Annotated in this window: 22 protein-coding genes; 8 read left to right on the top strand and 14 right to left on the bottom strand. The window is 64.2% G+C overall.

Going from position 1 to position 19,303, the window contains the following annotated elements; translation table 11 throughout:
* Window positions 1-199: 199 nt before the first annotated feature.
* Window positions 200-562 (bottom strand): hypothetical protein, encoded by a 363-nt coding sequence (locus AC04SI_RS05415; protein ID WP_488473987.1) that lies wholly within the window; start codon window positions 560-562, stop codon window positions 200-202.
* A gap of 257 nt (window positions 563-819) precedes the next feature.
* On the opposite strand from AC04SI_RS05415, the gene AC04SI_RS05410 reads away from it, so the two are divergent.
* On the top strand, window positions 820-1,179 hold the full coding sequence (locus AC04SI_RS05410) for a hypothetical protein (RefSeq protein ID WP_488473986.1): 360 nt from the start codon (window positions 820-822) through the stop codon (window positions 1,177-1,179).
* On the opposite strand, the gene AC04SI_RS05405 is transcribed toward AC04SI_RS05410, so the two are convergent.
* The 9 genes from AC04SI_RS05405 to rplS all read right to left on the bottom strand — a co-directional run bounded on the left by AC04SI_RS05405 (window position 1,163) and on the right by rplS (window position 10,269).
* Window positions 1,163-2,371 carry a GGDEF domain-containing protein gene (locus tag AC04SI_RS05405; protein ID WP_488473985.1) on the bottom strand — a complete coding sequence of 403 codons (1,209 nt, stop codon included), beginning with the start codon at window positions 2,369-2,371 and terminating at the stop codon, window positions 1,163-1,165. The two genes, AC04SI_RS05410 and AC04SI_RS05405, sit on opposite strands and share 17 nt — an antisense overlap.
* Window positions 2,372-2,469: 98 nt before the next feature.
* Complete coding sequence (locus tag AC04SI_RS05400) at window positions 2,470-3,666, bottom strand: GGDEF domain-containing protein (RefSeq protein WP_488473984.1); 1,197 nt, start codon at window positions 3,664-3,666, stop codon at window positions 2,470-2,472.
* Window positions 3,667-3,922: 256 nt separating this feature from the next.
* Window positions 3,923-5,332, bottom strand: coding sequence for a 3-isopropylmalate dehydratase large subunit (gene leuC, locus AC04SI_RS05395; protein ID WP_404278461.1), 1,410 nt, complete (start codon window positions 5,330-5,332; stop codon window positions 3,923-3,925).
* A 504-nt stretch (window positions 5,333-5,836) separates the two neighbouring features.
* Window positions 5,837-6,472, bottom strand: coding sequence for a class I SAM-dependent DNA methyltransferase (locus AC04SI_RS05390; protein ID WP_488473983.1), 636 nt, complete (start codon window positions 6,470-6,472; stop codon window positions 5,837-5,839).
* 56 nt (window positions 6,473-6,528) lie between these two features.
* Window positions 6,529-7,344: an amino acid ABC transporter permease gene (locus AC04SI_RS05385; protein ID WP_404278457.1), complete on the bottom strand. Its 816-nt coding sequence runs from the start codon at window positions 7,342-7,344 to the stop codon at window positions 6,529-6,531.
* Window positions 7,345-7,614: 270 nt separating this feature from the next.
* On the bottom strand, window positions 7,615-8,412 hold the full coding sequence (locus AC04SI_RS05380; RefSeq protein WP_404278455.1) for a transporter substrate-binding domain-containing protein: 798 nt from the start codon (window positions 8,410-8,412) through the stop codon (window positions 7,615-7,617).
* Between the two features lie 176 nt (window positions 8,413-8,588).
* The gene (locus AC04SI_RS05375; RefSeq protein ID WP_404278453.1) at window positions 8,589-9,098 is read right to left on the bottom strand and encodes a MarR family winged helix-turn-helix transcriptional regulator; all 510 of its coding nucleotides are present in this window, start codon (window positions 9,096-9,098) and stop codon (window positions 8,589-8,591) included.
* Window positions 9,095-9,529, bottom strand: a complete 435-nt coding sequence (locus AC04SI_RS05370; protein WP_404278451.1) for an organic hydroperoxide resistance protein — start codon at window positions 9,527-9,529, stop codon at window positions 9,095-9,097. Before AC04SI_RS05370 ends, AC04SI_RS05375 begins: the two co-directional genes overlap by 4 nt.
* Before the next feature lie 179 nt (window positions 9,530-9,708).
* A complete protein-coding gene (rplS, locus tag AC04SI_RS05365) occupies window positions 9,709-10,269 on the bottom strand; it encodes a 50S ribosomal protein L19 (protein WP_006202641.1) in 561 nt (186 codons plus the stop codon).
* A gap of 323 nt (window positions 10,270-10,592) precedes the next feature.
* On the opposite strand from rplS, the gene AC04SI_RS05360 reads away from it, so the two are divergent.
* Window positions 10,593-11,345, top strand: a complete 753-nt coding sequence (locus AC04SI_RS05360; RefSeq protein ID WP_404278449.1) for a sulfite exporter TauE/SafE family protein — start codon at window positions 10,593-10,595, stop codon at window positions 11,343-11,345.
* Here the strand turns inward: AC04SI_RS05360 and AC04SI_RS05355 are convergent.
* Window positions 11,327-12,817: an aminotransferase-like domain-containing protein gene (locus AC04SI_RS05355; protein ID WP_488473982.1), complete on the bottom strand. Its 1,491-nt coding sequence runs from the start codon at window positions 12,815-12,817 to the stop codon at window positions 11,327-11,329. The genes AC04SI_RS05360 and AC04SI_RS05355 overlap by 19 nt on opposite strands.
* A gap of 242 nt (window positions 12,818-13,059) precedes the next feature.
* Here AC04SI_RS05355 and AC04SI_RS05350 point away from each other — a divergent pair, with 242 nt between their 5' ends.
* From AC04SI_RS05350 to AC04SI_RS05335, 4 genes are all read left to right on the top strand, one after another.
* Window positions 13,060-13,686 (top strand): LysE family translocator, encoded by a 627-nt coding sequence (locus AC04SI_RS05350; protein ID WP_404278445.1) that lies wholly within the window; start codon window positions 13,060-13,062, stop codon window positions 13,684-13,686.
* A 57-nt stretch (window positions 13,687-13,743) separates the two neighbouring features.
* Window positions 13,744-14,064 (top strand): ArsR/SmtB family transcription factor, encoded by a 321-nt coding sequence (locus AC04SI_RS05345; protein WP_192181840.1) that lies wholly within the window; start codon window positions 13,744-13,746, stop codon window positions 14,062-14,064.
* Window positions 14,061-14,525, top strand: coding sequence for an SRPBCC family protein (locus AC04SI_RS05340; RefSeq protein ID WP_404278442.1), 465 nt, complete (start codon window positions 14,061-14,063; stop codon window positions 14,523-14,525). The genes AC04SI_RS05345 and AC04SI_RS05340 overlap by 4 nt, the downstream gene beginning before the upstream one ends.
* Before the next feature lie 84 nt (window positions 14,526-14,609).
* Complete coding sequence (locus tag AC04SI_RS05335) at window positions 14,610-15,023, top strand: GFA family protein (RefSeq protein WP_488473981.1); 414 nt, start codon at window positions 14,610-14,612, stop codon at window positions 15,021-15,023.
* A gap of 46 nt (window positions 15,024-15,069) precedes the next feature.
* Here AC04SI_RS05335 and trmD read toward each other — a convergent pair whose 3' ends face one another.
* Both trmD and rimM read right to left on the bottom strand, forming a co-directional pair.
* The gene (trmD, locus tag AC04SI_RS05330) at window positions 15,070-15,768 is read right to left on the bottom strand and encodes a tRNA (guanosine(37)-N1)-methyltransferase TrmD (RefSeq protein ID WP_404278440.1); all 699 of its coding nucleotides are present in this window, start codon (window positions 15,766-15,768) and stop codon (window positions 15,070-15,072) included.
* Window positions 15,765-16,364 (bottom strand): ribosome maturation factor RimM, encoded by a 600-nt coding sequence (rimM, locus tag AC04SI_RS05325; RefSeq protein ID WP_404278438.1) that lies wholly within the window; start codon window positions 16,362-16,364, stop codon window positions 15,765-15,767. The genes trmD and rimM overlap by 4 nt, the downstream gene beginning before the upstream one ends.
* Window positions 16,365-16,477: 113 nt before the next feature.
* Between rimM and AC04SI_RS05320 the strand changes: the two genes are divergently transcribed.
* Both AC04SI_RS05320 and AC04SI_RS05315 read left to right on the top strand, forming a co-directional pair.
* Window positions 16,478-17,416: a tyrosine recombinase XerC gene (locus tag AC04SI_RS05320; protein ID WP_404278436.1), complete on the top strand. Its 939-nt coding sequence runs from the start codon at window positions 16,478-16,480 to the stop codon at window positions 17,414-17,416.
* A gap of 74 nt (window positions 17,417-17,490) precedes the next feature.
* Complete coding sequence (locus AC04SI_RS05315; protein ID WP_404278434.1) at window positions 17,491-18,558, top strand: TraB/GumN family protein; 1,068 nt, start codon at window positions 17,491-17,493, stop codon at window positions 18,556-18,558.
* A gap of 94 nt (window positions 18,559-18,652) precedes the next feature.
* Here AC04SI_RS05315 and AC04SI_RS05310 read toward each other — a convergent pair whose 3' ends face one another.
* Entirely contained in the window at window positions 18,653-18,985 is a 333-nt protein-coding gene (locus AC04SI_RS05310; RefSeq protein ID WP_404278432.1) for a hypothetical protein, read from the bottom strand.
* Window positions 18,986-19,303: the final 318 nt, after the last annotated feature.

The following is a 19,303-nucleotide window of genomic DNA, read 5'->3' as shown; positions in this document are numbered from 1 at the left end:
ATGCGGCATTTGCCGCTTTTACATATGACTTCGGACAGCCGGTTTCTAATGCTCTTTTTGCACCGCGTCAAAGCCAGAAAATCGTTTTGGAAACGTCATTTAGTCTGACAAATCGACGGTCTTTTGCTTCAATCGATTAGGGCGCCGGCTCGAAGCCGGCGCAACGTTCGCTGCAGTGCGGTATACCGGTAGCACCGCATTACCGGGTGCAGGTAAGCGGCGTCTTTCCACCCTTCATCACCAGAGCGTCGCGACCGTCGATCACGATTGCGTCATGTGCGATGCCGAACCGGCTGCTCTGGTTGGCGGGCGAGGCCGGCAAATCCTCGCTCGTGCCGTCGGGACCGAGCACGCGCAGTGACGTGCCGAGATTTTCGATGGTCATCCTGCCACCGTCGGCGCAGTTGTAGGTCGCGGTGCGCGGCTGTGGCGCCGTCAGGTCGGTGGCAGTGGGGGCAACGGCATTTCCAGCCTTCGGCGCGCTGTTTTGCGGCACGCAGGCCGCGACGGCCAAGAGCAGCAAAACCAACGGCGCCACCTGAAACGTCCGGCCTAACGCCATATGCTGTCCTCCCGCGCGGCAAGCTAGCCGCGATGCCTGGCCGAGATCAAGCTCGCCTTACGTCAATCCGCCGCCAGCGCCGGCGGCGATGGTGCGAGCAAGCATGGCCGAAAGATGGCTGCCAGGCCCAGGATATTAACCATGTTCATCAAGATCCTGCCCCGGAAGCCGCCGGGCTATTAACAAAGGTTAAGAAAAGGTTAATTTCCGATTCGAACAGGCCCAGACCAAAAGGTCGAAACATCATGGAGGACGCCATGCGTTCGAATTCGGGCAGACTGCGCCTTGCGGCGCTCACGCTGACGGCGCTGGCCGTCGGCTTTACGGCCCCGGCCTATGCCGGGCTGAGGCATCACGATCGCGTCTATGCCGATTCCTTCGGCAATCTCGTCATCGACAGCGCCGCCGGCTACAAGCGCATCATCGTCGGCGAGGGCAAGCTGGCCAAGGAACTGTCCGACTACACCGGCGCCGGCCAGCCCGACGTGATCTATGAAAACGAATCGGACGATGTCTCGGGCCCCGGCTGCTACCAGCCGCCGGTCTTCGTTAAGGGCCGCTCCTATATGTACGGCCTCTCCGACGGCGAGATGCCGAACCTCAGCCCTTGCCGCTGACCTTGGGCATCGCGCGGTCTTGCCGCGCGGCCGGCCCGGCCGAGACGCGCACGCAGTCGCGGCCGCTGCCCTTGGCCTGATACAGCGCCTCGTCGGCGCGCCGCAGCAGATCGGAAAAATCCTCGCCCGCATGAAGCTCGGCGACGCCGAAGCTGGCGGTGCAGCGATGCTCGACCGGCAGGCTGTCGATCGGCAGCGCGCCGAAAGCACTGCGCGCGCCTTCGGCGAACAGCCGCGCGGCCGCGAGGTTGGTGCCCGGAAGGATGATGGCGAACTCCTCGCCGCCGATGCGGCCGGCGACGTGATGCTCGGCCGCCGCCTCGCGCAGGAAGCCGGCAAACGTCTCGATGACGCGGTCGCCGGCGGCATGGCCATAGCTGTCGTTGATGCTCTTGAAATGATCGAGATCGGCGATCACCAGCGCCACCGGAACGCCCTGGCGCACCGCGTCCTTCAGCGCGATCTCGGCATGACGCTCGAAGCCGCCGCGGTTGAGCAACCGCGACAGCGTGTCCGTCTCCGACTTCGACGTCGCTTCGGCCAGCACGTCGCGCACCAGGATCGCCAGCGCCAGCAGCGCCAGCGCGAAGCCGAACACCGTGCCGAGCGATTGCGACACCAACGCGTAGACGGTCTGCCCATAGGCTTGCGGATTGGCGCCCCAGCCACCCAGCGCATGCGCAATGAACGGCTTCGAGGCGAATTGCGCGGCGCTGGCGGCCAGAACGGCCATCAGCAGGGCATCGAGACGCCCGCGCCTTTGCCTGGACGACCAGACGATGCCGAGGGCCGCGAACTGCATGGCTGCGTAGGGAAGCTGATAGGCCATCATGCGGGTGAGCGAATGGCGCGGCAGATCCTGCACGAACCACACCGCGACCGAAGCGACGGCCAAGAAGGCCAGCATCGGCGGCCAGGGCGGCGTCACACCGTATTTATGGGCCAGCCCGCCATTGAAGGCGATGGTGGCGCCGAGGAACACGGCAAAGGCCGTGACAACCACCGGCCGGGCATTGTCGAAGGCCGGGATGCTGAATTCGATGGCGAAATAGGCCATGCCCAGCATGTAGCCGAACGCCAGCCAGCGCGCCGACACGCGGCCCACGTCGTGGATGGCGATCATCATGAAGGCCGCCGCCAGCAGGCCGGCGACGAACAGATTGATAATCAGAATGAATTCGGCGCTGCCCATTGTTCTTCATACCCCGCAGGACAGCAAACCATCGACGGGCGAAAAAGACGTTAACGGGCGGCATGATGACATAGTCGTTGGCCGAAGCGCGTTCGCCTTCAGCCGACGCTGGCGTTCTCCGGAACGAAGACGGTTTCCGCCCGCTCGTAGGACAGGCGCACGCTGTCGCGGCCGTTCTTCTTGGCCTTGTAGAGTGCCTCGTCGGCGCGCTGCATCAACGGCGCCAGCCCTTCATCGCCGGTGCGGGCGGCGACGCCAAAGCTTGCCGTCACCCTGACACCCGGCGGCAGGGTGGCGACGCCATCGGACGAATAGAGCGAACGGATCGCCTCGGCGAACAGGCGCGCCGAAGCAAGATCGCACAGCGGCAGGAGCACGGCGAACTCCTCGCCGCCGATGCGGCCGGCAGCACCCCGCGTGCCGGTGGCGAAACTCAGCTTGGCGGCGAAATCGGCGATGACCCTGTCGCCCGCCGCATGCCCGTGCTGGTCGTTGAGCGCCTTGAAGTGATCGAGGTCGGCCAGCACCAGCGCAACCGGGAGCCTGGCCGAGTCACACTGCCGCAGAAGCAGAGCCGCCCGTTCCTCGAAGCCGCGGCGGTTGAGCAGGCCGGACAGCGGATCGGTGTAGGTCTCGGCCTTCAGCGCCTTCATCACGTCGAGCGCGGCGGCGGTAAACAGCGAGAGCGCGATCAACAGCGACAGCAACGCCTGCGACAGCAGCGCCGTCGTCCAGTAGGACGAGGAATAAAACCCGTCATAGGTCGTGAAGGGGCCATGCACGACGACGATGGCGAGGGTGCGGCCGATGAAATTGAGCCCGGAAAGCAGCGCCAGCACGAACAGGATCATCTCCGTCGGGCCATTTCTGCGCACGGTGCGCAGTTCCGCGGCGACCAGCAGGCTGAGGCCGCCGAAACCGAAATTCATCGAGAGAATCCGCCATGTCAGGTCCGGCTGGACGAACAGGAACCAGCACAGCGCCGACAAGCCGCCGCCCGCCAGAATGCCGATCCCGACATAGGGCACGCGCCGCCCGTAACGCGAAACGATCGCCCCGGCCAGGCAGCAGGCGGCAATGGTGAAGCATATGTTGGACAGGAGCTTGGTCGGCGCCATGCCGATCGGCAGCGTGAAATACTGCAGCAGGAAACCCGCCGGACAGAAGGTATAGCTGACAGCCAGCACGGCCAGATAGGGACGGTGGCGCTGATGGAACCACAGCCCGAGGAACGCACCGCCGAGCGCCAGCGCTATCGTCGGATTGAGCAGCGCTATGAATAGGCCTGTGTCCAAAGGACCGTGACTTCCCCTCGCTTACGCCGGGGAAGACGTTAGGCCCCAAGCCCAAACAAGCAGTTAAACGACACCGGAAATATACAGGGATCGTCTCCTATCGGCGGGTCGCCGGCGCGATCCTTCAAAGCAATTCCAGGAAAAGTGTGAACGGTTTTCCGTCCGGAATTGCATCAAAACAAACAGAGCAAAACCCCGAGCCGCATTGCGGTCTCGGGGTTTGGCATGGTTCGCAACGGATTGCTGAGGTCAGTACCTATTTCCAGTCGCGGATGTCGACGAAATGACCGGCGATCGCCGCCGCCGCCGCCATCGCCGGCGACACCAGATGGGTGCGGCCCTTGAAGCCCTGCCGGCCCTCGAAATTGCGGTTCGAGGTCGAGGCGCAGCGCTCATGCGGCTTCAGCCGGTCGTCATTCATGGCCAGGCACATCGAGCAGCCCGGCTCGCGCCAGTCAAAGCCGGCGGCAAGGAAGATCTTGTCCAGACCCTCGGCCTCGGCCTGTTCCTTGACCAGGCCTGAGCCCGGCACGATCATGGCGTTGACGCGCGGATTGACGGTCTTGCCCTCGACCACCTTGGCGGCGGCGCGCAGATCCTCGATGCGGCCATTGGTGCAGGACCCGATGAAGACGCGGTCGAGCGCGATGTCGGTGATCTTGGTGCCCGGCGTCAGCCCCATATAGTCGAGCGCGCGCAGCTTCGATGTGCGCTTGTTCTCATCGGTGATGTCTTCCGGATTCGGCACGATGCCCTGCACCGAGACGACGTCCTCGGGCGAGGAGCCCCAGGAGACGATCGGCGGCAGTTTCGCCGCATCGAGCACGATCACCTTGTCGAAATGCGCGCCTTCGTCCGACTGCAGCGTCTGCCAGTAGGCAAGGGCCGCATCCCAGGCAGCGCCCTTCGGCGCGCGCGGCTTGTCCTTGACATAGGCGAAGGTCGTCTCGTCGGGCGCGATCAGGCCGGCGCGGGCACCTCCCTCGATCGACATGTTGCAGATGGTCATGCGGCCTTCCATCGACAGCGCGCGGATCGCCGCGCCGGCATATTCGATGACATAGCCGGTGCCGCCGGCCGTGCCGATCTCGCCGATGATGGCGAGGATGATATCCTTGGCGGTAACGCCTTCCGGCAGCACGCCGTCGACACGCACCAGCATGTTCTTGGCCTTGCGCTGGATCAGCGTCTGCGTCGCCAGCACATGCTCGACCTCCGAGGTGCCGATGCCATGCGCCAAGGCACCAAAGGCACCGTGCGTCGAAGTGTGGCTGTCGCCGCAGACGATGGTCATGCCGGGCAGCGTAAAACCCTGCTCCGGGCCGATGATGTGGACGATGCCCTGGCGGATATCGTTCTCGGAATAATATTCGATGCCGAAGTCCTTGGCGTTCGTCGCCAGCGCCTCGACCTGGATGCGGCTTTCCTCGTTCTTGATGCCGAACTTGCGCTCCGGCGAGGTCGACACATTGTGGTCGACCACGGCCAGCGTCTTTTCCGGATGCCGAACCTTGCGGCCGGTCATGCGCAGGCCTTCGAAGGCCTGCGGGCTGGTCACTTCATGGACGAGGTGACGGTCGATATAGAGCAGGCAGGTGCCGTCGTCCTGGCGGTCGACGACATGGTCGTCGAAGATCTTGTCGTAGAGGGTGCGCGGTGCGCTCATGTGCGTAAATCCGTCGATATGAAAATGGGGAAGAGGTGAGCGCCGGAAGCCAACCGGCCCGGCAAGCGGTCTGGTCAGTTCGGCCTAGCTAAGTCGGCTGGTCGGCGCGCCGCAGACGCGCGCGGAAAATCGCGACGGCAGGCGTTTTCTGTCCTGCAGCACGAAACCCTTGTAGGCCGGATCGCCAAAAAGCTCTTCCATGGCGCTGCTCATATCAATGTTTTGGCTTTTCGGCAATTGCGGCTGCCTTTTCAGGATCTGCGTTCCTCGCCCCACGAAGTGGGGAGAGGTGGCCCGGCGCAGCCGGGACGGAGAGGGGCCTGCGCGGCGTTGGGGATTCGTTGTCTCAGGGCCTGGTAGGCCCTTCATATCATGGCCTGTCCGGCGCGCCCGGTCTCTCACCGGGCTTTGGCTTCGCGAAAGTCGTCCCCCTCTCCGTCCCGGCTTCGCCGGGCCACCTCTCCCCCGCTTCGCAGGGGCGAGGAACCCAAGAGCCCCTCCCAATCAAAGCACCTCGAACACGAACGTCTTCACCAGCGCCTCCGGATCGCCGATCGCATAGCAGCGGAACCATGGGCTTTCCTCGACCGGCCGCCATTTTTGCGCCTGCGCAAGCTCATCGAACACGGCCTGAAACCCGCCGGCCTCAAAAACCTGGTCGCGCACGGTGAAGATGGCGTGGCCGCCCTTTCTGGTGATGCGCACCAGTTCGTGCAGGCCGGAGGCCGGCGCATGGCCGATGGTGAACACGCCGGTGGAGAAGAAAGCGCGAAAATGCCCGTCCGGCCAGGGCAGCGGACCGCCGAGCATCGCATTCTTCAGTTCGCTGTAGGCATTGCGGCTGCCGGCGATCTTGAGCATGTCGTCGGACAGGTCGAGCCCGGCAATGTCATGATAGCCAAGCGCCTTGAGAGATGGCCCCGACAGACCGGTGCCGCAGCCGGCGTCTAGCAGTGGCCCTTCGCTCAATGGCACATGGCGCGACACCCAGGCGGTGATCAGGAACGGCAGCAGATAGCCGAGCGAAGCGGTCTCGCTGTCATATGTCGCGGCCCATGCCGCATAGGCCTTGGCGAGCGCTTCCGGCGTATCGGCCGCATAGACGGAATCCAGCGCCGCATTGGCCTTGTCGACGATCATGGGACTCTCCGGAGCTGGTCGCATTCTGCCATCGTAGCGCCGTCTTCGCCGGACTTCTATTCCCCGTGCTGGTTTCGCAACCGCTTCTCCAGCGCCCGCAGGGCCAGCGACAGGCCGACGGTGAGGATGAGATAGATATAGGCGACGATCGAGTAGGTCTCGAAGAAGCGGAACGAGCCGGCGGCATAGACCTTGCCCATCTGGGTGATATCGGCGACGCCGAGCACCGAGACCAGCGAGGAATCCTTGACCATGGCGACGAAATCATTGCCGAGCGGCGGCAGGATGGTGCGGATTGCCTGCGGAAACACGATTAGCCGGAAGCGCTGGGCACGCGTCAGCCCGAGCGCCTTGGCCGCCTCGATCTGGCCTTTCTCGACCGCCTGGATGCCGGCGCGAAACACTTCGGAGATGAAGGCGGAATAGCCGATGGTCAGCGCCATGATGGCGCGCCATAAGAGCGACACGTCGCGCACCAAAAGCTCGCCGAGGATACCGGCATTCTGCAACGGTGCTGTCAGCGCGTTCCACGCAGCGACGAAGGCCGGCGCGCCGGCGAAGGCTATCCAGAACAGCAGCACCAAGATCGGCACGCCGCGGATGATCTCGACATAGAAGCGCGCGACCTGGCGCAGCACACGCGAGCCGGACAATCCCATCAGCGCGATGCCAAGCCCGATCACTGACGCCAGCGCGAAGGCAATGACGGTGACGAAGACGGTGATGCCGATGCCCTTTGCGACGGTGGCGAAAACCTGGGCGTAGAGGCCGCTCGTCGCGATAAAGACGGCGGCCGCAAGCGCAAGCGTCGCGGCTACGGCTAGCCACCAGGGGAACTCGGATTTGGCGGAGGAGGTTGCGGGCGTTGCCATCAGGCGACAGCGATCAAGGTGGCTTTCCGAAAGCCGGGCGCCAAGGCACCCCCCTCTGGCCTGCCGGCCATCTCCCCCTCAAGGGGGGAGATTGGCAGCTTCACCCTCGCCGCCCATCCTGCAACTTTGGAGATTGGCGAAGACCGAAGCGACATCCGATCTCCCCCCTCGAGGGGGAGATGCCCGGCAGGGCAGAGGGGGGTAGCCTGGCGCAATGCCAGCGGGATTTTCGACGCACAACCGTCGCGCATCATTCGCGCCAAGACGAGCTCACTGCCCCATCTTGTAATCAAGAAACCACTTCTTGTTCAGCGCATCCAGCGTGCCGTCGGTTTTCAGCGCTGCGATCGCCGCATTGACCGGCTTCACCAGGTCGGATCCTTTCGGGAAGATAAACCCAAAATCCTCGGTGCCGAGCGGTCCGCCGATCAACTTCAGCTTGCCTTCGGAGGCATCGACATAGCCCTTGCCGGCAGTGCCGTCGGTAAGCACCACGTCGACGTCGCCTGACTTCAGCGCCTGCACCGTGGCGCCGAACGTCTCGAACAGTTTTATCCTCGGGTTCTGCTCATTGCCGTCGAGCACGCTGTAGACGGCGGTGTAGAAGGGCGTCGTGCCGGCCTGCGCGCCGATCAGCCCGTCCTTGAAGGCGCCGAAGGTCTTGGCGTCGGTGAAGCGGCTTTCGTCGCCACGCACCAGCATGAACTGTTCCGAGCGCATATAGGGGTCGGAGAAGTCGACCTTCTCCTTGCGGTCGTCCTTGATGGTGATGCCGGTCATGCCGATGTTGTACTGGTTGTCGGAAACCGCCTGGATCATCGCGTCCCAGGAAGTGTTCTGGTACTCGACCTTGAAGTTCAGCCGCTTGGCGATCTCATCCATCGCGTCATATTCCCAGCCGATCTGTTTTCCCGTCTTGGCATCGATGAACTGCAGCGGCGGATAGGCGTTTTCCGTCACCACAACCACCTTCTTGCCGCCGAGATCGGGCAGCGCCTGCGCCCATGCGGCGACGGGCGCGAGTAGGCAGGCCAGCAGGCCGGCCAGCAGCAGTTTCGATTTGGTCATGACACACTCCCGGAACGTGAAACGCCCCCATCCGTTTGGGGCTTGCAGGAAAATCCGGCGCCGACTTTAGCTTTCCGCAAGCGCCATGCAAGCCGATCCGCTGCACCGCTTGGCGCGATAGCGGATTCCCATGCTTTCAATCGGCGGATTCCGGAACGATCGTGTCGTGGTGAGGATCAGTCGCGATCCGCCGCATTCTCGGTAGCGTTCCGCAACCGAGTGACCAAACGGCTGACCGTCGCGTGCAGGGCCTTCAGCTCGCCAGGCTCCAGCGGCATGCTGCAGGCAAGCCCGGAGGACACCTCCTTCATCCGCCCGCGCAGCGCATGGCCCTTGGCGGTCGGCTCGACCAGCACGCGGCGCTCGTCCGCCGCGTCGCGCCGACGCGTGACCAGACCACCTGCTTCCAGTCGTTTGAGCAGCGGGGTCAGCGTCGCGGAATCCAGGCCCAGCGCCGCGCCAAGCGCCCCCACCGTGCTCGGCGCGTGCTCCCACAGCGCCAGCATCGCCAGATATTGCGGATAGGTGAGCCCGAGCGGATCGAGCAACGGCCGATAGAGCTTCGTCATCAGCCCGCTCGCCGAATAGAGCGCGAAACAGAGCTGCTGGTCGAGCCGCGGAACGGGAAAAGTCCCGGCGGTTGCCGCCGGGACGTCGCTGGCACTCTCTATGGTCTTTGTCGTCATGCTGCCTTTGCCGGAAGCGCCACTGCCGAAAGCGCTACCTCGACATTGCCCTTGATGGCGTTGGAATAGGGACAGATCTGGTGCGCCGCCGATACAAGCGCTTCCGTGGCCGCCTGATCAAGGCCTTTCGTCTCGGCCGACAGCGAAACGCCAAGCGCGAAACCGCCCTGGCCATTGGGGTGCAGGCTGACATTGGCCGTCACCACAGCGTCCTCGAGCGGTAGCTTCTGCTTGCCGGCGATGAAGCGCATGGCGCTTTCGAAGCACGCCGCATAGCCGGCAGCAAACAGTTGCTCCGGATTGGTGGCGCCACCCTTGCCACCCAGTTCCTTCGGCATGGCAAGGTCGACGCTGAGCAGGCCATCATTGGTCCGTACATGGCCGGCGCGGCCGCCGACGGCACGGGCTTCGGTGGAGTAGAGTGCAGGCATTTCGTTTCTCCAATTATTTTATGCACGATTGTTTAGTGTACAAGATAATTGGAGTCAACCAAAGCTGGGGCAGATTTTCCGCCTGGAGCAAGCCGATCCCATCGGGACGGGCTCTGCCTGCCCCCAAACGAAAAAAAGGCAGCCGAAGCCGCCTTTCCGAAGAATGCGTATCGAAAAACTTATTCGGCGGTAGCCGCTTCCGCGGCCTTGGCGGCCTCGTCGGCGGCCTTGGCGGCTTCGTCGGCGGCCTTCTTCTCGGCGGCTTCTTGGGCGGCCTTCTCGGCGGCCAGCGCCTGGGCAGCGGCGACTTTCTCGGCCTCGATGCGCGCCTTCTCGGCGTTCAGCGCATCACGCTCCTCGTCGTTCAGCTTGCGGGCGCGCACGCCGGTGTTCTCGGAGATACGGGCCGACTTGCCGCGGCGGTCACGCAGGTAATAGAGCTTGGCGCGGCGCACCTTGCCGCGGCGCACGATCTCGACGCCCTCGACCATCGGCGAATAGACCGGGAACACGCGCTCCACGCCTTCGCCGTAGGAGATCTTGCGGACGGTGAAGTTTTCCTGGAAGCCGGCGCCGGAGCGGGCGATGACGACGCCCTCATAGGCCTGGACGCGGGTGCGGGTGCCTTCGGTCACGCGGACCTGAACGCGCACGGTGTCGCCGGGCTGGAATTCGGGAAGCTTGCGCTTGGCTTCGATCTTGGCGGCCTGTTCGGCCTCGAGCTGACGGAGGATATCCATCTCTTAAAAATCCACTTCTTGTTCTTCCGACAGTCAGAGCGTCCGACACTCGCCTTGCAGTTCCATTGACCGCTCGGCTATGCCCTTTGTCGGAGACATCGGGCAGGGGCGACTACACCGTCATTGTTGACGGGCCAGAAGATCGCGCTTGGCAGATTGTTCTTCCGGTTCGGGCGGGCACATACAGCTATTTCGACGCTTTGTCACGCCTTGGCCCTGTCTTTTTTGCGCGCATGCCATCACGCAATTGTCCCGGGCGGGGTTGCGCCCTCCTGTCAAGCTTCCTAATCCGGGGCAAGCATTCAGTCTTCGGCGGCGCCCTGATGTCTGTTTTCGACGTGATCCTGCTCTTTCTGGCGGGTTTTTTGTCAGGCGCCGCCAACGCGGTCGCCGGCGGCGGCACGTTCATCACCTTCGGTGCCATGACGCTGGTCGGCCTGCCGCCGATCGTCGCCAACGCCACCTCTTCGGTGACGCAGTTTCCCGGCTACGTCACCTCGACGCTCGCCTACGCCGCAGACATCAGACATTTCTGGCGCCAGGCATTGCTGCTCTGTCTGATCTCGGCCTTCGGCGCGCTGGCCGGCGCGCTCATCCTTTTGGCGCTCGACAATCCGTCCTTCCGCGCCATGGTGCCGTGGCTGCTGCTGGCCGCAACTGCTCTCTTCGCTGCCGGGCCATGGCTGAAGCCGTCGCCGAAGCCGGATCATGAAGCGTCTGTGGGCTCGCTCGTCGGCTCGCTGGCACAGTTCCTGACCTCCATCTATGGCGGCTTCTTCGGCGCGGGCATGGGCGTGATGATGCTGGCGACGCTTGGCCTTACCCAGTCAGGCGACTATCACAAGCTGAACGCACTGAAGAACATGCTGGCCATGGTCATCGCCGCGATCGCCATCCTGGTCTTCGTCTCCGGCGGCGTCATCGCCTGGCCGCAGGCGATCGTCATGATCCCGGGCGGCGCGCTCGGTGGCTATGCCGGCGTCTGGATCGCCAAACGCGTGCCGCAAAATGTCGTGCGCGGCTTCGTCGTCGCCGTCGGCCTCTTTCTCGCCTTCTATTACTTCGCCAAGGGGTGAACCCGACCATTGCCGGAAGCTTTCTCGGCATCGGTCTCGTTCGTCACCATGGAATTCGCCAGCTCCCCCACCCGCCGCAGTGCGTGCCGGTGGGCATCGTCCCAGCGTCCGCCCAGCCCCAGCCGGATGCAGTAGCCGAAATGGTTTGTGGCGCTGAACATCTTTCCAGGCGCAATCACGATGTTCTCCGCCAGGCAGACCCGGAACAGCTCAAGCGAGTCGATGCTGTGCGGCAGTTCCACCCAGAGAATAAACCCGCCCTGCGGATCGGTGACGCGCGTTCCCGCTGGAAAATTCCGCGCTATCAATCCGCGCGCCTCGTCGACCCGCGTCGCGACCGTCGCGCGCAATTGACGGTATCCGGCCTCGATGCCCGGCTGCGTCAAGAGGTCGGCCATTGCACGCTCCAGCACCGCCGTCTGGCTGCCGCTGGTCGATTCCTTCAGGCGCACGAGCTTGGCACCCCAGCGCCCGGCCTCCACCCAGCCAAGCCGAAGGCCTGGCGCGATCGTCTTGGAGAACGACCCGCACATCATGACGTGCCCGGTCGCATCGAATGAGCGCACCGCGCGGCGCTGTTCGTCCAGCTCGGCGAGATCGTTGTAGAGGACGTCCTCGACCAGCGGGATGCCACGGTCGGCAACCATCCGCGCCAAATGCTGCCGGTCGGCCACGGGAATACTTGATCCGATCGGATTGGAAAGCGTGGGCACTGCGAGCACGGCCTTGATCGGTTGAGTGTCGAAGGCGAATTGCAGCGCATCGAGCGAGAAGCCGGTGCGTGGATGGGTCGGGATCTCGAGCGCGCGCAGGTGCAGGTTCTCGAGGATCTCCAGGAAGGCAAACAGGGTCGGCGATTCCAGCGCAACGATGTCGCCCGGTTTCGTCACCGCCCGCAGGCACAGCGTGATCGATTCCAGGCAGCTGTTGGTCACGACGATGTCCTGTGGGTCGAGCTGGCAGCCCATGCGTAGCGCATGGCGTGCAATGGCGCGCCGCAGGCTCTCGTCGCCATAGCCGGTCGTGTAGTTGCACAGTGTCGCCCGGTGGCGTTGCACGGCGCGGCTGACGGCACGGCGGACACGCTCCTCGGCAAACAGGTCCGCACTCGGACAGGCAGCGCCGAAGGAGATGTAGGCGGGATCGTGCGCGAGATGCATCACTCGCGCCGCGAGCGAACCGACGTCCACCGCCATGGAATCTGCCGGCGGATTCGATGTCTCCGGTTCGGGCAGGCTCGGCGACCGTGTCGCGACGAAATAGCCCGAGCGCGGTCGCGCTTCGATCAGGTGCGCATCCTCCAGCATGCGATAGGCCTGCAGCACGGTGCCGATCGACACGGCGCGGCTGCGCGCCAGTTCGCGCACGGAGGGAATGCGTTCGCCCCGCATCAGCGTACCCGCCCGGATCGGCGTCGCGATCGAATGCGCGAGCTGCAGGTAAAGGACCTCTGCGGATTGATCGTCTTGCATGTGCAATGCCTACCGCAAAATCGACTGAGCCGACTGACACAGATTGCAGGCACTTCGCCTGGTACAGATGCCCGATAATCCTCACTGTACCATATCAGATGCCCGCTGGCTGTGACTGTGCGTGCTGACGCTGGCGATCTACCGTTCAGCCCATGACCGATGTCGGCCCCGAGCCTGGTGGTCGAAATGGACCACGCAAAACAGCCAGCCGACACCAACGCATTCACACGGAGGACTGAGCCATGTTTCCGATCGATATCTGGTTGGCCTACACAATCGCGAGCGTCCTGATCGTGCTCGCGCCCGGACCCGACATCGTGCTCTCGATTGCGCGCGGCCTGAGCCAGGGCCGCCTCGCGGCGACGGTATCGGGAATGGGGGCCGGCACCGGCATCCTGATCCACTCGCTTGCCGCCACCTTCGGGCTGGCGCTGCTGATCCAGACCTCGGCCGCCGCGTTCCTGGCGCTAAAACTCGCCGGAGCTGCATATCTTGTCTGGCTGGGGGCGAAGGCGCTGTTCTCGCGAAATCTCGTCAGTTTCGCGCCGACGGCGCGGCGGCCTCTTCACGCGATCTACCTGGCGGGGCTGATGTCGAACGTCCTCAATCCGAAGATCGGACTGTTCGTGCTTGCCTTCATCCCGCAGTTCGTCAGCGCCGACCGCGGCCCGGTCAACACGCAGATGCTGACCTACGGCGCCTGGCTTGCCATCATCGCCGCCATCGGCCTTTCGCTCATCGGCGGCTTTGCTTCGGTTTTGAGCCGATGGCTGCTTAGCCGTCCGCGCGCGGTTGCCGGGATCAATATCGGCGCAGGCATCACGTTCGTCATGACCGGCCTGTCCGCCGCCGCGATGAAACACGGCTGAGCTTCATTGACATGCAGGTATTTACCTGCATGTTGGCCTCACAACGGAGTGAGGGCGATGGACGCCGACAAGGTTTTCAAAGCGCTGGGCGACCCGACACGCAGAAAGCTGCTTGACCTTCTGTGCGAGCAGAACGGGCAGACGCTCGGCCAGCTGTGCGAAAACCTGGAGATGGCAAGGCAGTCCGCCACTCAGCACATCGACCTGCTGGAGGCGGCCAATCTGGTGAGCACGGTCCGGCGTGGCCGGGAAAAGCTGCACTTCATCAACCCCGTGCCGCTGCACGACATCTACGAGCGGTGGGTGCGAAAATTCGAACGGCAGCGGCTCAGCCTGCTGCACGACCTGAAGCAAGAACTCGAAGGAGAGGACCGATGACCAGAGAGACGACCAGTTTTGTCTACGTGACCTATATCCGCTCTACGCCGCAAAAAGTGTTCGAGGCCATAACCAGGCCCGATATCGCCAGGCGCTACTGGGGCCACGAGAACGTCTCCGACTGGAAGGCGGGATCGAAATGGGAACATATCCGCGCCAATGACGAGCGCACCGTCGAACTCGTCGGCAAGGTCGCCGAAATCTCGCCGCCGACCCGTCTCGTGATGACCTGGGCGAACGCCTCGCAGGCCGACGATCCGTCGCAGTACAGCCGGGTGACGTTCGGCATCGAGGAATACGAGACCATGGTGCGGCTGACCGTCACCCATGACGAGCTCGAAGCCGGCAGCGGCATGGCGAAAGGCATCAGCCAGGGCTGGCCGGCGGTGCTGTCCAGCATGAAATCCTTCCTCGAAACCGGCAGCGGAATCGACCTTTTCGCCAAGCCGAAATCGGCCTGAAACGCTAGAGCGATTCCAGGAAAAGTGCGTAGCGGTTTTCCGTCCGAAATTGCGTGAAAACAAAGAGTTAGCGGGAGAACGACGATGAGCAAGATCTATGGCGGCGGATGTGCGTGCGGCGCAATCCGTTACGAAACGAGCAGCGAACCCATCTTCGAGAACCACTGCCAATGCCATGATTGCCAGAAACGCAGTGGCACTGGCCACGGATCCTATCTGACCTTCGGCCGGCGCGCCGATATGGCAATCACCGGCGAAGCGAAAACCTGGCGGTTGGCGGGCGACAGCGGCAACGAAAAGGTGCATGCCTTCTGCCCGACCTGCGGAACGCCGGTCTATCTGACATTCGCCGCCATGCCGGACCTGATCGCGGTCCACGCGACCAGCCTTGACGACCCAGGCCAATTCAATCCGCGGGTTGTGACATACAGCATTCGCGGCCATGCCTGGGACACGATGGATCCCGTCTTGCAGAAGTTCGAGCGGATGCCCGGCTAATAGCCAACAGGGTAGCCAAGTTGTCGCCAGAGACTCTGAAGCGATCTCAGCCTTTGATCTTGCCGTTCTGCACCAGGTCCGGCCGTCGTGTTATTGTGAGCGCCTCGGACTCCGCACGCCGCCAGGCGGCGATCTTCTTGTGATTGCCCGACATCAGCACCTCGGGGATCGGTCGGCCCTCGAACTCCTGCGGCCTTGTATAGTGTGGGTGTTCGAGCAGACCGTTCTCAAAACTTTCTTCCTCGCCCGACACCGCATTGCCCATGACGCCGGGCAAAAGCCGCACCACCGCGTCGAGCAGCACCAGTGCGGCCGGCTCGCCGCCGGAGAGGATGAAGTCGCCGACCGAAACCTCCTCCAGCCCGCGCGCCTCGATCAGCCGCTGGTCGACGCCTTCGAAACGGCCGCAGAGGATGACAGCGCCCGGCCCGGCGGCGAGCTCGCGTACCCGAGCCTGCGTCAACGGTTTTCCACGCGGACTCATCAGCAGGCGCGGTCGCGCATCGCCCGGCGGCGAAGCATGGTCGATCGCCTTCGCCAGCACGTCGGCGCGCATTACCATGCCGGCGCCGCCGCCGGCAGGCGTGTCGTCGACGGTGCGGTGCCGGTCGGTGGCGAAATCGCGGATCTGGATCGCGTCCAGCGACCATGTCCCGGCCTCCAGCGCCCGCCCGGCCAGCGACAGGCCGAGCGCGCCCGGAAACATCTCGGGATAGAGCGTCAGCACCGAGGCGGCAAAGCTCACCGGTTGCCCCCGGCATCCCTTGGTCCGCGCGGCCGGCCCTTCGGATCGAAACCGTCGCGGCCGGACGCCTCGCTGTCCTCGTCGTCGACCAGGCCGGCGGCCGCCGGATCGACGCGAACAAAACCCTCGGCGATCGACACTTGCGGCACGGCGGCCTGCGTGAACGGGATCAGCACGCCCTTGCGCCCGCCTAGAGTCACGTCGAGTATGTCGCCGCCACCAAAATTGTGTACCGCCACGACCTTGCCGATCTCGGCGCCGGTGTCGTCCCTGACCGCCAGGCCGACCAGGTCGGCATGGTAGAATTCGTCCTCCTCGCCATCGTCCGGCAGCATCGAGCGGTCGACGAAGAGTTCCGTGCCGGCGAGCGCCTCGGCGGCGTTGCGGTCGCTGACGCCCTTGAACCGCACCACGACCACGGTGTTGGCCGGCCTGATGTCGATGATCTGGAAGGCGCGGCCGTCCCTGGCATAGAGCGGCCCGTAATCGGCCAGCGCAAGCGGCTCGCCGGTGAACGTCTTGACGCGCACTTCGCCCTTGATGCCATGCGCGGCGCCGATCACGGCCATCTGGACGGGGTTCTGGGGCTTGCTCATGGCGAAAGGTCCTTTGCCTTGCTCTATCCCTAGCCAGTTGTCATTTCAATGACGCGCTCTTCACCGCTTCCTAACCCGGCTGCCGGAAAATGGCCGGGAACTGGAAGAGCGCCATGCAGGAATTCCTCATCCCGGCAAAGCCCGACCTTCAGGCAGCGCGCGAAAGCTGGCTGAAGATGCTGGCGCGCGAACGCCGGCTGTCGCCGGAAACCGTCGAAGCCTATGAGCGCGACACGCGCCAGTTCCTGCATTTCCTGACCGGACATTGCGGCGGCCCGCCCGGAATTTCGGATATCGCCGATCTGCGCCCGGCAGACCTGCGCGGCTTTCTCGCCGCCCGCCGCAACGCCGGCGCCAGCGCCCGCACGCTCGGGCGAGGGCTGGCCGGCATCCGCTCGCTGCTGCGCTTTCTCGAACGGCGCGGCCTCGCCAATGCGGCGGGCGCGGCAGCGCTGCGCGCGCCGCGCCAGCCGAAGTCGCTGCCCAAGCCGCTGACCGCCGGCGACGCGCGGCACGTCGTTTCGGTGGAGGGCCAGTTGGCGGAGGAGCCATGGATCGCCGCCCGCAACGCCGCTGTGCTGACGCTGCTCTATGGCTCGGGCCTGCGCATTTCCGAGGCGCTCGGCCTCAGCGGCGCCGACCTGTCGTCGGAGACCGACACCGTGCTGCGCATCACCGGCAAGGGCGGCAAGACGCGGCTGGTGCCGGTGCTGCCGGTGGCGCTCAGGGCAGTTGCCGAATACCGGCGGCTCTGCCCCTATCATATCGACCCGAAGGGGCTGCTGTTTCGCGGCGCCCGCGGCGGTCCGCTCAATCCGGCCATCGTCCAGCGCGAGATGGCAAAACTGCGCTCGGCGCTCAATTTGCCGGATACGGCGACACCGCACGCGCTGCGCCATTCCTTCGCCACGCATCTGCTCGGACGCGGCGGCGACCTCCGAACCATCCAGGAACTCTTAGGCCATGCCAGCCTGTCGACCACCCAGATCTACACCGGCGTCGACACCGCACGGCTGCTCGAAATCTACGACTCCGCGCATCCGAGGGCGTGATCGGCTTGGGTCTCAGAACAATTTTGCCACGCCGGTTAACCGCTTTGCCGCTTTTTTCCCTTAAGACGCAGGCCATGAAACGTGTCATCGCCACCGCTGACCGCGCGGCCTCTGTGTCGCTCAAGCTGCTTGTTGCGTTCAACGTCCTGTTTTTCCTGTCTTTCCTGATCGTCGCGCTGCTTGCGGCCGGCAGGGCGCATGCGCAGACGCCGGTCTGCAGCGGTGCCGACATGCTGTCGGCATTGCAGAAGGACAACCCGGACACCTACCGCAAGATCGAGACGGAGGCGGCCGCGACCCCGAACGGCAAGGGATTGTTGTGGAAACTGGAAAAGGCCGGCGAGAAGCCATCCTGGCTGTTCGGCACCATGCATATGACCGACCCGCGCGTCACCACGCTGCCGCCCGCCGCGCAAACGGCCTATGACGCCGCAGACACCATCATCATCGAGACCACGGAAGTGCTCGACAAGCAGAAGATGATGGCGGCCATGCTCAACGAGCCGGACCTGATGATGTTCACCGACAACACCACGCTGTCGTCGCTGCTGTCGCCGGACGATGCCGCGGTGGTGAACAAGGCACTCGACGCACGCGGCATTCCGCCGGGCAGCGTGTCCAAGATGAAGCCGTGGCTGTTGTCGGCCATGGTGGCGCTCCCGGTTTGCGAGGTCGCCCGCCAGGCCGGCGGCACGCCGGTGCTCGACGTCAAGCTCGCGCAGGATGCCATGGCTTCAGGCAAGACCGTCGAAGGTCTGGAAACGGTCGCCGGCCAGCTGCGCGCCATGGCCTCGCTGCCGCTCGCCTTTCACATGAAGGGGCTGGTCGACACACTCAAGCTCGGCGACAGGATAAACGACGTCAACGAAACCATGATCGTGCTCTACTTGAACGGCGACACCGGCATGTTCTGGCCGCTGTTCCGCGCGATCCTGCCAGGCGATGGCGACGACGCGGCGGGCTACGCGGCCTTCGATCAAACCATGATCACCAGCCGCAACCAGGTGATGGCTGACCATGCCGGACCAATCCTCGCTCGCGGCAACGCCTTCATGGCGGTCGGCGCCATGCACCTTCCGGGCGCGCAAGGCCTGGTCGAGGATTTTCGCAAGGCGGGTTATACCGTCACCGCCGTGCGCTGATCTGCACGGTCGGGTTGCACGTCGAATCACGCGAGTCGCCGTCCTTGTCGGGATTCGCCCTGATTCGCAGATCGATGGCGGACGGGTCCTGTTTTCAGCGAAAAAGGCCAAAGCGGTTGGCTTCCGCTCGCTCGCGGCCAAATTTGCGGGGGAAATACATGCCAACCAGCGATTCCGGGTTAAAATTGCCCTGCTTTCGGCATTTTCCAAGCGTAGTATGAAACCCGTTCAACGGTTGCGCGTTGATGGGTGTTGATTGATACTTTTCATCCTCGGAGGACACTTTATGGCGAACCCAAACGACCCCTTCACCTCTCCTGGCCCTGCGCCCAAATCGGGTGGCGGCGGTAGCGGCTGGCTGATTGCCCTGGTTGTCATCATCCTGGCCATCGTCGCGTACTATGTTTTCGGAAGAAGCGGCGAACACCCCTCGGCGCCCGCCGAACCGCCGGCCGCCAGCACACCGGCGCCTGCGCCCGCACCGGCTGAGCCGATGAAGCCCGCCGAACCGGCTCCCGCACCTGCGCCAGAACCCGCTCCGGCTCCCGCACCAGCCCCGGCGCCTGCTCCAGAACCTGCACCGGCGCCTGCACCAGCCCCGGCGCCCGCACCGGCCAACTGATCAGGCCCTGAATTCAACGACGAACGGCCCGCTGCAAAGCGGGCCGTTTTGTTTTGGGGCAAGACACGCGAAAGGCTCCTTTAGAAACTCGCTCCGGTGAGTCAGCTGGCGTGGTTTTCGAGA

Source organism: Mesorhizobium sp. CNPSo 4689, assembly GCF_057784325.1.
The sequence above is the reverse complement of the archived record's forward strand: the minus strand, read 5'-3'. Positions and strand labels throughout refer to the sequence as shown.

Coding starts and splice junctions, on each gene's coding strand:
- AC04SI_RS05385 (WP_404278457.1), bottom strand. CDS start 7,344: ATGGCAACGCCCGCAACCTCCTCCGCCAAATCCGAGTTCCCCTGGTGG.
- AC04SI_RS05335 (WP_488473981.1), top strand. CDS start 14,610: ATGAGCAAGATCTATGGCGGCGGATGTGCGTGCGGCGCAATCCGTTAC.
- AC04SI_RS05345 (WP_192181840.1), top strand. CDS start 13,744: ATGGACGCCGACAAGGTTTTCAAAGCGCTGGGCGACCCGACACGCAGA.
- AC04SI_RS05380 (WP_404278455.1), bottom strand. CDS start 8,412: ATGACCAAATCGAAACTGCTGCTGGCCGGCCTGCTGGCCTGCCTACTC.
- leuC (WP_404278461.1), bottom strand. CDS start 5,332: ATGAGCGCACCGCGCACCCTCTACGACAAGATCTTCGACGACCATGTC.
- AC04SI_RS05360 (WP_404278449.1), top strand. CDS start 10,593: ATGTCTGTTTTCGACGTGATCCTGCTCTTTCTGGCGGGTTTTTTGTCA.
- AC04SI_RS05340 (WP_404278442.1), top strand. CDS start 14,061: ATGACCAGAGAGACGACCAGTTTTGTCTACGTGACCTATATCCGCTCT.
- AC04SI_RS05410 (WP_488473986.1), top strand. CDS start 820: ATGCGTTCGAATTCGGGCAGACTGCGCCTTGCGGCGCTCACGCTGACG.
- AC04SI_RS05350 (WP_404278445.1), top strand. CDS start 13,060: ATGTTTCCGATCGATATCTGGTTGGCCTACACAATCGCGAGCGTCCTG.
- rimM (WP_404278438.1), bottom strand. CDS start 16,364: ATGAGCAAGCCCCAGAACCCCGTCCAGATGGCCGTGATCGGCGCCGCG.
- AC04SI_RS05405 (WP_488473985.1), bottom strand. CDS start 2,371: ATGGGCAGCGCCGAATTCATTCTGATTATCAATCTGTTCGTCGCCGGC.
- AC04SI_RS05390 (WP_488473983.1), bottom strand. CDS start 6,472: ATGATCGTCGACAAGGCCAATGCGGCGCTGGATTCCGTCTATGCGGCC.
- AC04SI_RS05355 (WP_488473982.1), bottom strand. CDS start 12,817: ATGCAAGACGATCAATCCGCAGAGGTCCTTTACCTGCAGCTCGCGCAT.
- rplS (WP_006202641.1), bottom strand. CDS start 10,269: ATGGATATCCTCCGTCAGCTCGAGGCCGAACAGGCCGCCAAGATCGAA.
- AC04SI_RS05320 (WP_404278436.1), top strand. CDS start 16,478: ATGCAGGAATTCCTCATCCCGGCAAAGCCCGACCTTCAGGCAGCGCGC.
- AC04SI_RS05415 (WP_488473987.1), bottom strand. CDS start 562: ATGGCGTTAGGCCGGACGTTTCAGGTGGCGCCGTTGGTTTTGCTGCTC.
- AC04SI_RS05370 (WP_404278451.1), bottom strand. CDS start 9,529: ATGCCTGCACTCTACTCCACCGAAGCCCGTGCCGTCGGCGGCCGCGCC.
- AC04SI_RS05375 (WP_404278453.1), bottom strand. CDS start 9,098: ATGACGACAAAGACCATAGAGAGTGCCAGCGACGTCCCGGCGGCAACC.
- AC04SI_RS05315 (WP_404278434.1), top strand. CDS start 17,491: ATGAAACGTGTCATCGCCACCGCTGACCGCGCGGCCTCTGTGTCGCTC.